This window comes from Rhizobacter sp., from assembly GCA_019635355.1.
Lineage (GTDB): Bacteria > Pseudomonadota > Gammaproteobacteria > Burkholderiales > Burkholderiaceae_C > Rhizobacter.
In genome coordinates, this window is record JAHBZQ010000001.1 from 478,566 (window position 1) to 493,520 (window position 14,955).

The 14,955-nt window shown below is 68.3% G+C and carries 12 protein-coding genes; 7 read left to right on the plus strand and 5 right to left on the minus strand.

Features of this window, described 5'->3' with window-relative positions; translation table 11 throughout:
- Positions 1-13: 13 nt before the first annotated feature.
- The 3 genes from KF892_02105 to KF892_02115 all read left to right on the plus strand — a co-directional run bounded on the left by KF892_02105 (position 14) and on the right by KF892_02115 (position 3,416).
- Positions 14-1,159 carry a PhnD/SsuA/transferrin family substrate-binding protein gene (locus tag KF892_02105; protein ID MBX3623778.1) on the plus strand — a complete coding sequence of 382 codons (1,146 nt, stop codon included), beginning with the start codon at positions 14-16 and terminating at the stop codon, positions 1,157-1,159.
- 106 nt (positions 1,160-1,265) lie between these two features.
- Positions 1,266-1,763 (plus strand): ribonuclease E activity regulator RraA, encoded by a 498-nt coding sequence (gene rraA, locus KF892_02110; GenBank protein MBX3623779.1) that lies wholly within the window; start codon positions 1,266-1,268, stop codon positions 1,761-1,763.
- 96 nt (positions 1,764-1,859) lie between these two features.
- The gene (locus KF892_02115; protein MBX3623780.1) at positions 1,860-3,416 is read left to right on the plus strand and encodes an MCP four helix bundle domain-containing protein; all 1,557 of its coding nucleotides are present in this window, start codon (positions 1,860-1,862) and stop codon (positions 3,414-3,416) included.
- A 107-nt stretch (positions 3,417-3,523) separates the two neighbouring features.
- Here KF892_02115 and serB read toward each other — a convergent pair whose 3' ends face one another.
- The gene (serB, locus tag KF892_02120) at positions 3,524-4,240 is read right to left on the minus strand and encodes a phosphoserine phosphatase SerB (protein ID MBX3623781.1); all 717 of its coding nucleotides are present in this window, start codon (positions 4,238-4,240) and stop codon (positions 3,524-3,526) included.
- A 4-nt stretch (positions 4,241-4,244) separates the two neighbouring features.
- A complete protein-coding gene (gene mfd, locus KF892_02125) occupies positions 4,245-7,742 on the minus strand; it encodes a transcription-repair coupling factor (GenBank protein MBX3623782.1) in 3,498 nt (1,165 codons plus the stop codon).
- A gap of 99 nt (positions 7,743-7,841) precedes the next feature.
- On the opposite strand from mfd, the gene ispD reads away from it, so the two are divergent.
- Together ispD and ispF are read left to right on the plus strand one after the other, a co-directional pair.
- Positions 7,842-8,534 (plus strand): 2-C-methyl-D-erythritol 4-phosphate cytidylyltransferase, encoded by a 693-nt coding sequence (gene ispD, locus KF892_02130; GenBank protein ID MBX3623783.1) that lies wholly within the window; start codon positions 7,842-7,844, stop codon positions 8,532-8,534.
- Positions 8,531-9,031 carry a 2-C-methyl-D-erythritol 2,4-cyclodiphosphate synthase gene (gene ispF / locus KF892_02135; GenBank protein MBX3623784.1) on the plus strand — a complete coding sequence of 167 codons (501 nt, stop codon included), beginning with the start codon at positions 8,531-8,533 and terminating at the stop codon, positions 9,029-9,031. Before ispD ends, ispF begins: the two co-directional genes overlap by 4 nt.
- Here ispF and KF892_02140 read toward each other — a convergent pair whose 3' ends face one another.
- Genes KF892_02140 through ompR form a run of 3 tightly spaced genes read right to left on the minus strand, consistent with a single transcriptional unit; the run spans position 9,032 to position 12,214 of the window.
- A complete protein-coding gene (locus tag KF892_02140; protein ID MBX3623785.1) occupies positions 9,032-10,078 on the minus strand; it encodes a metallophosphoesterase family protein in 1,047 nt (348 codons plus the stop codon).
- Positions 10,075-11,493, minus strand: a complete 1,419-nt coding sequence (locus KF892_02145) for a HAMP domain-containing protein (protein MBX3623786.1) — start codon at positions 11,491-11,493, stop codon at positions 10,075-10,077. The genes KF892_02140 and KF892_02145 overlap by 4 nt, the downstream gene beginning before the upstream one ends.
- A complete protein-coding gene (ompR, locus tag KF892_02150) occupies positions 11,480-12,214 on the minus strand; it encodes a two-component system response regulator OmpR (GenBank protein ID MBX3623787.1) in 735 nt (244 codons plus the stop codon). Before ompR ends, KF892_02145 begins: the two co-directional genes overlap by 14 nt.
- 175 nt (positions 12,215-12,389) lie before the next feature.
- Between ompR and KF892_02155 the strand changes: the two genes are divergently transcribed.
- Both KF892_02155 and KF892_02160 read left to right on the plus strand, forming a co-directional pair.
- Positions 12,390-13,778 carry a DUF1800 domain-containing protein gene (locus KF892_02155; protein ID MBX3623788.1) on the plus strand — a complete coding sequence of 463 codons (1,389 nt, stop codon included), beginning with the start codon at positions 12,390-12,392 and terminating at the stop codon, positions 13,776-13,778.
- Positions 13,779-13,785: 7 nt separating this feature from the next.
- Positions 13,786-14,949 (plus strand): DUF1501 domain-containing protein, encoded by a 1,164-nt coding sequence (locus tag KF892_02160; protein ID MBX3623789.1) that lies wholly within the window; start codon positions 13,786-13,788, stop codon positions 14,947-14,949.
- The last annotated feature ends 6 nt before the right edge of the window (positions 14,950-14,955 follow it).

The window sequence follows — 14,955 nt, forward strand, 5'->3', positions numbered from 1 at the left end:
GGAGGACATCGTCATGTTGGGAATTCGCCAGGTACTCGCCGTCTGTTTCACGCTGGGCGCAAGCGTTGCCCACGCACAGCTCACCGCCATGATCGCGGTCGAGCCCACGTCGAAGAAAGACTCGCTCGCCGTCGTCACGGCCACGGTCGAGTCGGCCATCAGCAAGGCCACGGGCCAAGCCGCCAAAGTCTTCATCAACGAAGACCTGACCGACGTGATGCGCGCCACCCGCACCGGCGAGGTCGACATCTACATTGCGCCGCCCCAGGTGGCCGCTTCGGCGCTCTCGCGCGGCTACGAACTCATCGGCTCCACCAACCCGATGGAGCAATACGTGCTCGTGACCCGGCGTGACAGCTACACCGTCGCCGCGCTCGGCGGCCGGCGCCTCTACCTGCCGCAGCAGGACTCGGTCTACTCCTACGTGGCGCGCGGCATGCTCAACGCGGCCGGGCTCTCGTTCCAGAACCTGCAGGTTGAATTCGCGCGCTGGCCGAGCGCCGGGCTGATCGCGGTCGACATGGGCGTGTTCGATGCGACCGTGGTGCGTCAGAGCGAGTGGGACGACTGGGTCAAGACCCGCGGCCGCACGCTGCACGCCGTGTCGACGTCGATTCCCGTGCCGGGCGGCCTCTCGGTGGTGGTGCGCAAGACGCTGCCTGAGAAGTCGCGCGAGAAACTGGCGCGCTGGTTCTCCACCAACGCCACCTCGTCGGGCCTGAAGCCGGTGATGGAAAGGCCTGACATGGCCCTGTACAAGGCCGTCGCCGAGCTGGGCTATTTCACGCCCAACAGCCTGCCGGGTGCCGAGGTGGTCAAGGCCGCCGACGTGCGCAAGCTCGTGGCCGAAGGCGCCGTGATCGTCGACACGCGCTCCGAGAAGGAATACAAGGCCAAGCGCATCCCGCAGGCGGTGTTCGTGCCCTACCACGAGAAGAGCCTGAAAGACGTGGCCTTCGACCCCGCGAAAGACGACTTCCGCGACCTCGCCAAGCTCGACAAGGACAAGCCGACCATCTTCTCGTGCAACGGTGCCGAGTGCTGGAAGTCGTACAAGGCGTCCAAGGCGGCGGTGGCCGCGGGCTTCAAGAAGGTCTACTGGTTCCGCGGTGGCTTGCCCGAGTGGGAAAGCACCGGCCTGCAGGTCGCGCAGAACTGACGCGGTGCCGGGCCCCGCCCGGCACGATGGCAAACTTCACCCGTGCTGCACCGCCGCAAGCTGCTGGCGATGCAAGGTTCCCACGGCATACGAAGGACGCCCCTCCATGACCACCGACTTCGCCACCTGCGATTTCTGCGACACCCACAAGAACAACACCGACGGCACGTTTCGCGTGCTGCCGCCCGTGTTCAAGGACTACGGCAAGCGGCTCAAGTTCGCCGGCGGCGTGGTCACCGTCAAGTGCTTCGAAGACAACTCGCTGGTGAAGGCCGCGCTCGACACCCCCGGTGAAGGGCGTGTGCTGGTGGTCGATGGCGGCGGCTCGCTGCGCCGCGCGCTCGTCGGCGGCAACCTCGGGGCGGCCGGGGCCAAGAACGGCTGGGCCGGCATCGTGGTCGACGGTTGCGTGCGCGACAGCGCCGAACTCGCCCTCTGCGACCTCGGCATCCGCGCGCTCGCCTTGATGCCGCTCCCCACCGAAAAGCGCAACGAGGGCCAGCGCGACGTGGCGGTGCAGATCCAGGGCGTGACGGTGCGCCCCGGTGACTGGCTGTATGCCGACGAAGACGGCATTGTCGTCAGCACCACCGCGTTGACCTGAGCCATTTGCCCCAGCTTGGCGCTATAGCCGCGCCACGATTTGCCGATATGCAACGGATCGGGCTACCCATGCCCCATCTGACACAGGAGGCATTTCGTGCGCTGGTTCGAACGACTGAAACTTTCCCATCGACTGATCGCCTCGTTTGGCGTGGCCATCGTGTTGACGATGGCGCTCGGCGCCGGCGCCGTCTGGCAGCTGGGGCAGGTCAATCACGTCGCCACCGACCTGCAGTCGCACTGGATGCCCTCGGTGCGTGCCGCGCTTGAATGGCGTGCCGACCTGCAGTCCATCCGCCTGGTCACGCTGCAGCACGCCACTGCCGCCAACGAACGAGAGAAGCGCCGCCACACCGCCGTGGTCACGGCCGCGCTGGAGCAATACGCCAAGCACGCCGCCGAGTTTGCGGCGCTCGCCACGCTGGACGAGCAGAAGAAGCTGCTCGGCGAACTGGGGCCGCTCAACGACTCGTTCATCAGCGTGACCAAGCAGGTGCTCGAGGTGTCGAGCAAGGAAGGCAACGACGCCGCGCTGGCGCTGCAGAACAGCGAAATGCGCCCGCGCGCCCAGCAGGTCGAGGGTCGCATGGACCGGCTGGTCGAGCTCAGCATCGAAGGTGGCAATGCCGCAGCCGCCAGCAGCGAGCGCGCCTACAAGATCAGCCGTGCCGTGCTGGCCGGGGGTGTGGTGCTGTCGGTGCTGCTGGGCCTGGGCCTCGCCGCCGCGGTGACACGCTCGGTGCTGCGCCAGCTCGGCGGCGACCCGGCCGAGGTGGCGGCCGTGGTGGAGCGCGTCGCCTCGGGCGACCTCACCGTGAAGATCGCCACCCGCAAGAACGAACAGACCAGCCTGCTGGCCAGCATGCAGCGCATGGTGGGCAGCCTCTCGGGCATCGTGTCCGGTGTGCGCAGCGGCGCCGAATCGATCACCACCGCATCGTCGGAAGTGGCCAGCGGCAACTTCGACCTCTCGGCGCGCACCGAAGCGCAGGCGGCCAACGTGCAGCAGACAGCGGCCACGCTGCATGAACTCTCGAGCACCGTGCGCAGCAATGCCGACGCCTCGCGCAACGCCACGACGATGGCGGCCAGCGCCTCCGAGATCGCCGAGAAGGGCGGCTCGGTGGTGGGCGAGGTGGTGCAGCAGATGGAGCAGATCACCACCGCCTCGAAGCGCATCGGCGAGATCATCGGCGTGATCGATGGCATCGCCTTCCAGACCAACATCCTGGCGCTGAACGCAGCGGTGGAAGCGGCGCGCGCCGGCGAACAGGGCCGCGGCTTCGCGGTTGTCGCCGCCGAGGTGCGCAGCCTGGCTCAGCGCTCTGCCGAAGCGGCCAAGGAGATCAAGGTGCTGATCCGCAACAGCGAAGAGCGCGTGGAAGCGGGCTCGACGTTGGCGAACGATGCCGGCCGCATCATGCAGGAGGTGGTGGCCTCGGTGCGCGAGGTGTCGGGCACGATCCGCGCGATCGCCGATGCGACGGTCGAGCAGTCGAGCGGCCTCGAGCAGGTCAACACCTCGGTGAGCCAGATGGACAGCGCGACACAGCACAACGCCGCGCTGGTGGAGCAGTCGTCGGCCGCAGCCGAGAGCCTGAAACAGCAGGCGCAGGCGCTGAGCCAGGCGGTCAGCGCCTTCCGGATCGGCTGAGGCGCAGCCCCGGTTGAGACCCGGCCGTTCGGGCTGAGCCTGTCGAAGCCTGTACTGAGCCGGTCGAAGGGCCCTTCGACAAGCTCAGGGCGAACGGAGGCCTGCCGTCAGTCGGCGCGCACCACTTCCAGCAGGCGGTCCAGCCCGCCGGTGTTGATGGCCACCATCGCCTGCTCGCGCACCTTGGGCTTGGCGTGATACGCCACCGAGAGGCCCGCTTCGCCCATCATCGGCAGGTCGTTCGCGCCGTCACCCATCGCGATGCCCTGCGAGGGGCTGATGCCCAGCTGCGCGCAGGTGGCGAGAAACATCTTGCGTTTCTCTTCGCCGTCGCAGATGTCGCCCCAGGGCTGGTCGACCATGCGGCCGGTCAGCGCCCCGTTTTCGACTTCGAGCACGTTGCTGCGGGTGAAGTCGATGCCGAGCCGGTCGCGCACGTGGTCGGTGAAGTAGGTGAAGCCGCCCGAGACGAGCAGCACCTTCATGCCCACGGCCTTGCAGGCTTGCACCAGCGCCGAAGCGCCCGGGTTCAGTTGCAGGCGCTCGTCGAGCACTTGCTGCATGGCGCTCACGGGCACACCCTTCAAGAGCGTCACACGGCGGCGCAGGCTCTCCTTGTAGTCGGCGATCTCGCCGCGCATCGCGGCTTCGGTGATCGCGGCGACCTCGGCCTTGCGACCGGCGGCGTCGGCGATCTCGTCGACGCACTCGATGTTGATCAGCGTCGAGTCCATGTCGAAGGCGATGAGCTTGAAGTCCGCGAGCTTGAGCGGCGGCGTGAAGCGCTGGATGACGAGGCCGGGAGCGAATTCTTGTGCGGACATGGAATCAGGCGGGTTGCTTGTTGGTCGGGGTGCCCAGAGAGCGCAGCACGTCGCGGATGAACTGCGCCCGGTCTTTCGGGTCGGGGGTCTGGCGCTCGATGCGCAGCTTCTCGTTGCCAGCGAGCTTGATGTGGCGGTTCTTCTGCACCAGCTCGATGATGCGCATCGCATCGATCGGCGGGTTGGGGCGGAAGCTGATCACCATCGCCGAGGCGCCGGCATCGATCTTGGTCACACCGTAGGGTTTGGCCAGCACGCGCAGGCGGTGCACGTCGAAGAGGGTCTGCCCCTGGGGTGGCAGCTTGCCGAAGCGGTCGGTGATCTCTTCCAGCATCGCGTCGATCTGCTCAGCCTTGTCGGCGGAGGCCAGACGCTTGTAGAGCGACAGGCGGGTGTGCACGTCGCCGCAGTAGTCGTTGGGCAGCAGGGCGGGGGCGTGCAGGTTGATTTCAGTCGTCGCGCTGAGCGGTGACAGCAGGTCGGGCTCCTTGCCGGCCTTCAGCGAGCGCACGGCCTCCGAGAGCATGTCGTTGTAGAGCTGGAAGCCCACCTCCATCATGTTGCCGCTCTGGTTCTCGCCGAGCACTTCGCCGGCGCCGCGGATCTCCAGGTCGTGCATCGCCAGGTAGAAGCCCGAGCCGAGCTCTTCCATGTTCTGGATGGCTTCGAGGCGCTGCGAGGCTTGCTTCGTCAGACCCTCGACGTCGGGCACCAGCAGGTAGGCATAGGCCTGATGGTGCGAGCGGCCCACGCGCCCGCGCAGCTGGTGCAGCTGCGCGAGGCCGAACTTGTCGGCCCGGCTGATGACGATGGTGTTGGCGCTCGGCACGTCGATGCCGGTCTCGATGATGGTGGAGCACAGCAGCACGTTGTGGCGCTGCGCCACGAAGTCGCGCATCACCGCTTCCAGCTCGCGCTCGGGCATCTGGCCGTGGGCGACGGCGATGCGCGCCTCGGGCAGCAGCTCCTGCAGCTTCTGGCGCCGGTTCTCGATGGTCTCGACCTCGTTGTGCAGGAAGTAGACCTGGCCGCCACGCTTCAGCTCGCGCAGCACGGCTTCGCGGATCACGCTCGTGCCCTCGGTGCGCACGAAGGTCTTGATGGCCAGGCGCCGCTGCGGGGCGGTGGCGATCACGCTCAGGTCGCGCAGTCCTTCCAGCGCCATGCCCAAGGTGCGCGGGATCGGCGTGGCGGTGAGCGTGAGCACGTCGACCTCGGCGCGCATGGCCTTGATCGCTTCCTTGTGGCGCACGCCGAAGCGGTGCTCTTCGTCGATGACGAGCAGGCCGAGGCGCTTGAACTTCACCTTGTCGCTGATCAGCGCATGGGTGCCGACCACGATGTCGACGGTGCCGTCGGCCAGGCCTTCGAGGGTCGTCTTGACCTCCTTGCTGGAACGGAAGCGCGAGATCTCGGCGACGCGCACCGGCCACTTGCCGAAACGGTCGGCAATGTTCTGGTAGTGCTGCTCGGCGAGCAGCGTGGTCGGTGCAAGGATGGCGACCTGCTTGCCGCCGGTGACGGCCACGAAGGCGGCGCGCAGGGCCACCTCGGTCTTGCCGAAGCCCACGTCGCCGCAGATGAGCCGGTCCATCGGCTTGGGCGACACCATGTCCTGGATGACCGCGTGGATCGCAGCCTTCTGGTCGGGTGTTTCCTCGAAGCCGAAGCTCGTGGCGAACGCTTCGTAGTCGTGCGGCTGGAAGCGGAACGCAAAACCCTCACGAGCGGCGCGGCGTGCGTAGAGGTTGAGCAGCTCGGCGGCGGTGTCGCGCACCTGCTCGGCGGCTTTGCGCTTGGCCTTTTCCCACTGGCCCGAGCCGAGCTTGTGCAGCGGCGCTTCGTCGGGGCTCACGCCGGTGTAGCGGCTGATCAGGTGCAGCTGCGAGACGGGGATCTTGAGCGTGGCCTTGTCGGCGTATTCGAGGATCAGGAACTCGCTCGGGCCGTCGCCGAGGTCGATGTTCTCCAGGCCCACGTAGCGGCCGATGCCGTGGTTCAGGTGCACCACCGGGTCACCGACCTTCAGCTCCGACAGGTCCTTGATGAGCGTGTTGACGTCGCTCGCCTGCTCTTGTTTCCGTTTGCGTCTGGCCGTCGGCGTCGTCGCAAACAGTTCGGTCTCGGTGACGAACTGGATGTTCTTCTCGGGCTCGGTCCAGAAGAAACCTTCTGCCATTGGCGCGACGGCAATCGCATAGCGCTCGTCGCCCGATTCGAAATCGGCAAGGCTCTTCACCGACGGCGGCTCGATCTTGTTGTCGCGCAAGAGCTCCAGCAGGCTCTCGCGCCGGCCTTCGCTTTCGGCGACGACGAGCACGCGGTGCGGCGTGGCACCGAGGTGGAGTTGCAGGCGCTTGAGCGGATCGGGGGCGCCGCGGTCGACGCTCAGGTCTGGCAGCGGCCGGGCCCAGTCGACCGGCTCCTTGCCACGCACGGCGAGCACCGCGTGCGCGTTGGCCAGCGTGAAGAAATCTTCGGGCCGCAGGAAGAGGTCTTCCGGCGGCAGGATGGGCCGCTCGCGGTCGTGCTGCAGGAAGCGGTGGCGCTCACGCGTGTCGGTCCAGAAGCGCTTGAGCGCGTCATCGATCTCGCCGTGCAACACGACGGCGGCGCCCCCACTCCGTTCGCCCTGAGCTTGTCGAAGGGCTTCGACAGGCTCAGCCCGAACGGAGGCATGCAGGTAATCGAAGATCGTCGCGGTGCTGTCGAAGAAGAGCGGCAGGTAGTACTCGATGCCGGCGGTGGCGATGCCGGTGCCGATGTCCTTGTAGAGCCGCACCTTGGTGGGGTCGCCTTCGACCTTCTCGCGCCAGCGCGCGCGGAATTTGGCGCGTGCCTCCTCGTCCATCGGGAACTCGCGGCCGGGCAGCAGGCGCACCTCGGGCACGGGGTAGAGGCTGCGCTGGCTGTCTGGGTCGAAGGTGCGGATGCTGTCGACCTCGTCGCCGAAGAGGTCGACGCGATAGGGCACCAGCGAGCCCATCGGGAAGAGGTCGATCAAGCCGCCGCGTACCGCGTATTCGCCGGGCGACACCACCTGGCTCACATGCTGGTAGCCGGCGAGCGTGAGCTGCGCCTTGAGCGCCGCTTCGTTGAGCTTCGTCTTCTGCTTGAAGTGGAAGGTGTAGCCGGCGAGGAAACTCGGCGGGGCGAGGCGCACGAGCGCAGTGGACGCGGGCATCAGCACCACGTCGACCTCGCCTTGCTGGATGCGCCAGAGCGTGGCCAGGCGCTCGGAGATCAGGTCCTGGTGGGGCGAGAAGGTGTCGTAGGGCAGCGTCTCCCAATCGGGGAACACGGCCACGCGCAGCTCGGGTGCGAAGAAGGGCAACTCGCCTTCGAGCCGCTGTGTGTCGGCTGGCTCGGCGGTGACGATGGCGGTGAGGTGACCTTGCGCCTTCTGAGATTGCGCGAAGCGCGCCAGCAGCAGCGCATCGGCCGAGCCGAAGGGGCGGGGCAGGGTGAAGCGTTTTCCGGGGGCGAGCGAAGGCAGCTGCATGTGCGAGGCGAACACAAAAACAAACCGCCCCGGTTGGGCGGTCCCCCGGGGCGTTGAAGGCGCGAATTATAGAATTCGGCCCCTTTTCGGCCTGCTGACATGAGCGCATCTCCCACAGATCTGTACGCCTTGGTGCCTTGCGCTGGAATCGGTGAGCGTGCCGGTGCCGGCGGGCCCAAGCAGTACGCCGCGGTCGCGGGCAAGCCGATGGTGCGGCACACGCTGGAGGCTCTGGCCCAGGTGACGCGGCTGCGCCAGACGCTGGTGGTGCTGAGCCCCCAAGACGATCAGTTCCCGCACCACGTGCCGGGCACGAGCGCATGGGTCGCGAAGGTGGGCGGTGCGAGCCGCGCGATGACCGTGGCGAACGGCCTGGCCCACCTGCGCGAGCGTGGTGCGAAGGCCGACGATTGGGTGCTGGTGCACGACGCGGCGCGTTGTCTCGTGCAGCCTCAGTGGATCGATGACTTGATCGACGCCTGCTTGAACGACGCCGTCGGCGGCCTGCTCGCGCTGCCGCTCGCCGACACGCTGAAAGCCGAAACGGCGGGCCGCGTGAGCGCAACCATCGACCGCGCGCGCAAGTGGGCCGCGCAGACGCCGCAGATGTTCCGCATCGGCCTGCTGCAAGACGCGCTCGCGCACGCCGGCGACGCCGTCACCGATGAAGCGAGCGCCATCGAAGCGCTGGGCCACGCGCCGCTGCTCGTGCCCTGCTCGATGGAAAACTTCAAGATCACCTGGCCGGCGGACTTTGCGCTGGCCGAAAGACTGCTGAGGACACGCCCATGACGCTCAAACCCCAAGTGCCGCGCTGGCGCATCGGTGAAGGTTGGGACACGCACGCCCTCGTGACCGGCCGCAAGCTCATCCTCGGCGGCGTGGAGATCCCGCACACGCACGGCCTGCAAGGCCATTCGGATGCCGATGCGTTGTGCCATGCGATCACCGACGCACTCTTCGGCGCGGCCGCGCTCGGCGACATTGGCCGCCACTTCCCCGACACCGACCCTCAGTTCCGCGGCGCCGATTCGCTCGCGCTGCTCACCGAAGCGGGGCGGCGCGTGAAGGCCGCCGGCTGGATCATCGGCAACGTCGACAGCACCATCATTGCCCAGGCGCCGAAGATGGCGCCACACATCCAGCCCATGCGCCAGCGCATCGGCATCGCGCTCGGCATTCCGGTGGAGCAGGTGAACGTGAAGGCCAAGACGGCCGAGAACATGGGCCCGGTGGGCCGTGGCGAATCGATCGAGGCCCGCGCGGTGTGCCTGATCGTGAAGGCCTGATCACAGCGCCAGTACGTCGATCGTCGGCGGCACCAGGAAGCGCAGCGGCAGGAGATCGGTGCCGATGCCCGGCGTGACGTAGAGGCGCGTGTGGGGCAGCGGGTAGAGCCCCTGCTCGTAGGCCCCGCGGGTGTTCCGCCGCAGCATCAGCCGCGTCAGCACGGGCACGTAGACCTGCCCGCCGTGGGTGTGGCCAGCCAGCACAAGCGAGGCCATGCCGGGCTTCATCTGCGCGGCGACGTCGGGGTTGTGGGTGAGCACGACGCGGCGGTCGGCGGGGTTGGCGGGCGGGTCCAGCTGCAGGTGCTGCACCTGGCTGTCGGCGATGCCGGCATAGAGGTCGCCGATGCCGACGAGCGTGCAGCGGCCCAGCCACACCCGTTTGCCGTCGATGAGCTTCACGTTCAGGGCCGTGAGGGCATCGCGGAGGTCGTCGGCCACCGGTGGCCCGGGCATCTGCTCGTCGTGATTGCCCAGCACCCCGAACACCGGGTATTTGATCCGCGCCAGCGGTGCGAAGGCCGCCGCGAGGTCGTGCGGTGGCCCGTAGGTCCAGTCGCCGGCCACGAGCACGGCATCGATGGGCAGGGTGTTGAGCCGGTCCACCAGCCGGTTCAGCTCGCGCTCGCGGGTGAATTTGCCGAAGTGGATGTCGGAGATCAGCGCCACCTGGGCGCCGCACTGCTGCCCGAGCCGGGTCTCGCGCACCACCAGCCGCTGCGGTTCAACGAAGCGTGCCCAGGCCAGCGCAGTGCCGGTCGCGAAGGCCAAGCCGGCCGCGAAGGCGGCGGCCATGCGCCGTGCCCGCACCGCGTGCCCGAGGCGCCAGCCCAGCCAGGCGAGCAGCGGCCACACGAGCCACAGCCCCCAGTAGACCGACAGGTGGAAAAGGGTGTGGCGCTCGTAGCCGGGCGAGTACCAGGTGTTGCGGAAGTCGTGCCAGAGCAGCAGCACGAAGAGCGTGGAGAGGGCGGTGAGGCCGATGATGGCCGCCCGCCGCGGCGCGCTGATCGGAGACGGTTCGGGCTTGCGGCCAGCTCGCCTCATGGCGCCTTTTTGAGGCGCACGTGGGCGACGAGCCCGCCGTCCATCGCATTGGCGAGTTCGAAGCTGCCGCCCATGCGGGCCACCGACTTCTCCACGATGGCGAGGCCGAGGCCCGCGCCGGTGGCCGCGGTGCGCGCCGCGTCACCGCGGAAGAAGGGCGTGGTCAGCTGCTTGAGCTTCTCGGGCGCCACGCCCGGCCCGTGGTCTCGCACCGAGAGGATCACCCACGGCCCGGTGCGTGCGTAGCTCACCTGCACCCGGGCGATGCCGGTGTCGGTGGAGCGGCCGTAGCGGCGCGCGTTCTCGAAGAGGTTCTGGAACACGCGGCCGAGCTCCACCTCGTCGGCCATCACCTTGGCATCGATCGCCACCCGCGAGCTGATGCGGATCTGCGAAGGGTCGCGGAAGCCCTGCATCTCGCGCTCGACCAGGCTCGACACATGCACCGGCACCAGCTTGGTTTCGCCGGGGCGGGCGTAGTCCATGAACTTGTCGATGATGGCGTCGAGCTGGTCGATGTCCATCGCCATGTTCTTCTTGGCCTCTTCGTCCTGCACGCTCATCTCGGCTTCGAGCCGCAAGCGGGCGAGCGGTGTGCGCAGGTCGTGCGAGATGCCGGCGAGCATCACCGCGCGGTCTTCTTCCACCTTGGCCAGCTCGCGGGCCATGCGGTTGAAACCCATGTTGACCTGGCGGATCTCGCTCGTGAGCGTGTTCTCGTCGAGCTGCGATTCGTACTCGCCGTCGCGGATGCGGCTGGCGGCGAACGACAGGTCGCGCAGCGGCTGGTTGATGAGGCGCGCGATGGCCGCCGAGCCGAGCACGGTGGCCAGCAGCGCAATCGTGACCCACAGCGCCCAGCTGCTGCCGGCCATCATGCGCACCTTGGTCGGGTCGGCCTGCAGCCAGTAGGCGTCTTTCTCGACCGAGAAGCCCACCCACAGGCCGGCCACGCCGTTGACCGAACCGGCAATCACCGTGTCGGGCCCCAGCCGCGAATGCAGCTCGTCGCTGATGGCCTTGGAGAAACGGTCGCCCTCGAAGGGCTCCCATTTGTCGGCCGGCTCGCGCGGCACGATCTTCACCTGCTCGGCCGTGGCCATGGTCTTGACCAGCGTCACGCGGTTGATGTCGTCGACGTACTTCATCGACGCACGCGAGAGGTTGACGAGGCTCGCCACCTGCTGCGCCTGCTGCACCGCGCGCGGCTCGAACTCGAGCGCGCGGAAGGTCTGCACCCACGCGAACACGCCGCCCAGCAGCAGGATCGCCAGCAGGAAGAACGTGCGCCAGAAGAGGCTCAGCGCCACCGCCTTGCGGGGCACGAGATCCGGCAGGCCGTCGGGGACCGTGGGTGCAAAAAAAGGCCCCGACTTGGAGCCCTTGCCCGGCTTCTTGCGATCAGGCCGCGCCATCAGGGACGAAGACATAGCCCACGCCCCACACGGTCTGGATGTAGCGAGGTTGAGACGGGTCCGGCTCGATCATCTTGCGCAGGCGCGAGATCTGAACGTCGAGGCTGCGGTCGAAGGGCTCGAACTCGCGGCCGCGGGCCAGCTGGGCGAGCTTGTCGCGGCTGAGCGGCTGGCGCGGGTGGCGCACCAGGGCCTTGAGCATGGAGAACTCGCCGGTGGTGAGCGCGATCTGCTCGCCGTCTTTCGACAGGCGGCGCAGCGCCAGGTCGAATTCGAAGGGGCCGAAGGTGACGGTCTGGGCGTCTTTCGCGGGAGCCCCGGGCGCTTCCATCGCCGGGCGGCGGCGGAGCACGGCGTGAATGCGGGCCAGCAGCTCGCGCGGGTTGAAAGGCTTGGGCAGGTAGTCGTCGGCACCAACCTCGAGGCCCACGATGCGGTCGACGTCTTCCACCTTGGCGGTGAGCATGATGATGGGCGTGACGTCGTTCGCGGCGCGCAGGCGGCGGCAGATGGAGAGGCCGTCTTCGCCGGGCAGCATGAGGTCGAGCACGATGAGATCGACCGTCTCGCGGGTGAGCACGCGGTTGAGCGCCTTCGAGTCCTCGGCCAGCAGCACCTCGAAGCCTTCTTGAGTCAGGTAGCGGCGCAGCAGGTCGCGGATGCGGGCATCGTCGTCGACCACGACGACGCGGTCGGGGCGGGCATTGGGCGTGGGCGTCATGGCGGCGTCTCCGTATTTGTAACAGCGGCGATTGTGCTCAGGTTTACATATGGTTTTTGGGGTGCCTGACCACCTGTTACAAATCTATGACGCCCGGGCCGAGAGGGGAAGCAAAGCTTTGTGAAGCCCTTGCCGACGTGTCGGCCAACGCGATGCGGGCAACGTTGTGCCGCACATGAGCACGACCCTTCCTGCACGACTCTCGGTCGCCGATGCGCGGCATTTGCTGGGCCGCACCGGCTTCATGCCGTCGCCCGCCGAGGTGGCGGCGTGGGTGGGGCTCGCGCCCGACGAGGCGGTGGATCGTTTGCTGAGCGGCGCACGGCGTGCCCAGCCGCGGCAGCCGGCGCCGGCCTTCACGCGCGAGCCGATTCGTCCGCCGCTGCGCGCCCAGGGCGATGTCGAAGCCCGCAAGGAAGCGTTGCGCCAGCTGCGCGCCGACACCGTGGCACTGGCCGCCTGGTGGCTGCAGGAGATGCGCGACTCGCCCACGCCCTTGGCCGAGCGCATGACGCTCTTCTGGCACAACCATTTCGCCACTTCCGTGCAGAAGGTGCGGCAGGCGCAGGGCATGTACGTGCAGCACCAACTGCTGCGGTACCACGCGCTGGGGTCGTTTCGCGAGCTGTTGCATGGTGTGGCGCGCGACCCGGCGATGCTCGTCTACCTTGACGGTGCGGCCAACCGCGCCGATGCGCCCAACGAAAACTTCGCGCGCGAGGTGATGGAGCTCTTTACGCTGGGCGAAGGGCAGTACGGCGAGCAGGACATCAAGGAAGCGGCCCGCGCCTTCTCGGGCTGGGCGGTCGACCGTGACGCGTGGACTGCCCGCTTTCGCCCGCGCCAGCACGACCGCGGCGAGAAGACGCTGCTCGGCCGCCGCGGCCGTTTCGATGCCGATGCCGCGCTCGACGTGATGCTCGACCAGCCGGCCGCGCCGCGCTTCATCGTGGGCAAGCTGTGGCGCGAGTTCGCGTCGCCCGTGCCCGACGCGGCGGCGGCCGGGGCGATCGCGCAACGCTTTCGCGAGAGCGGCTGGCGCATCGACACCGCCTTGCGCGAGCTGCTGTTGAGCGAGGCGTTCTGGGCGCCGGCCCACCGGGCGGTGCTGATCAAGTCGCCGGTGGAGCTCGCGGTCGGCACCTTGCGGCAGTTCGAGATCCAGCTCGACAACGCGGAGGCGCTGGTCGGCATCACCTCGCGCCAGGGGCAGATGCTCTTTCGGCCGCCCAACGTGAAGGGCTGGCCGGGCTACACCGAATGGATCACGAGCACCACGCTGCTCGACCGCAAGCGCTTCACCGAGCGCCTGTTTCGCGCGGTCGAGCAGCCGCGCATGGAGGTGGGTCGGGGCATGCAAGGGGGTGTCGGCGTGCGCTTCGATGCGGAGCAGTGGCTCAAGCCGCTCGGCGCCTGGCCTGACCGCGAGCCCGATGCGGCGGCGCGCGACAGGCTCGTCGAGGCGGTGCTCGCCACCGCGCCGGTGCACCCGGTGCCGGCCGGCACGGTGGGGCTGTCGTACCTGCGTGCGCTGAGCCTCGACCCGGCGTTTCAGTTGAAGTGAGGCTCACATGATCGATCGTCGTCAACTCCTCTCGCTCGGTGGCCTGGCCTTCCCGGCGCTGGGCTGGGCGCAGGCGGCAGCGTCTGCGGCGGGCCGCGTGCTCGTGCTGGTGGAACTGAAGGGCGGCAACGACGGGCTCAACACCGTCGTGCCCTACGCCCACCCGGCCTATGCGCAACTGCGCCCGAGCCTTGCGCTCAAGGCCGACGAGGTGCTGCGGCTCGATGGGGCGCTCGGCCTGCACCCCTCGCTCGCGCCGCTGATCCCGATGTGGGAGAAGCGCGAGCTGGCCGTGCTGCTCGGGCTCGGCTACCCGCAGCCCAACCTGTCGCACTTCCGCTCCATCGAGATCTGGGACACGGCGTCGCGCGCGACCGAGTACCTCGATGAAGGCTGGGTTGCTCGCGCCATGTCGGCCGGCCTGCGCGACAGCGCCCGTTTCACCACCGAGGGCGTGGCCATCGGCAGCGCGAGCCTGGGGGCCCTGACCGGCGCGAATGCGGTGTCGCTCACCAACCCCGAAGCTTTTGTGACGCAGGCTCGGCTCGTGCGGCCCGCGGCGGTGCAGGGCAATGCGGCGCTGGAACACGTGCTGCGCGTCGAGTCGGGCGTGCTGCAAGCGGCCGATGGCTTGCGCGGGCAGGGCGCGGTGACGCTGGCGACCGAATTCCCCAGCCACAACTTCGGCCAGGCCGTGCGCGCCACCTGCCAGATCGTGGCGGGGCAGAAGGGCAAGGGTGGGGTGCCGGTGTTCCACCTCACGCACGGCAGCTTCGACACGCACCGTGGGCAACTGGGCACGCATGCCAACCTGCTCAAGCAGCTGGCCGAAGGCCTCGCCGCGCTGAAGGCCGGGCTGGTGGAAGCGGGCGCCTGGGAGCGCACGCTGGTCGTCACCTATTCCGAATTCGGCCGCCGCGCGCGCCAGAACCAGAGCGGTGGCACCGACCACGGCACCGCCGCACCGCACTTCGTGATGGGCGGCGCGGTGCGCGGCGGCCGCTTCATCGGCAGCATGCCCGACCTCGACCGGCTCGACGGCAACCAGAACCTTGTCCACACAGCCGACTTCCGGCAGCTCTATGCGACCATCGCCCGCCGCTGGTGGGGCGTGAACCCCGAGCCGGTGGTGCGCGGCAGTTTCGATCTGCTGCCCTTCCTCGAAGTTTGAAAAGGA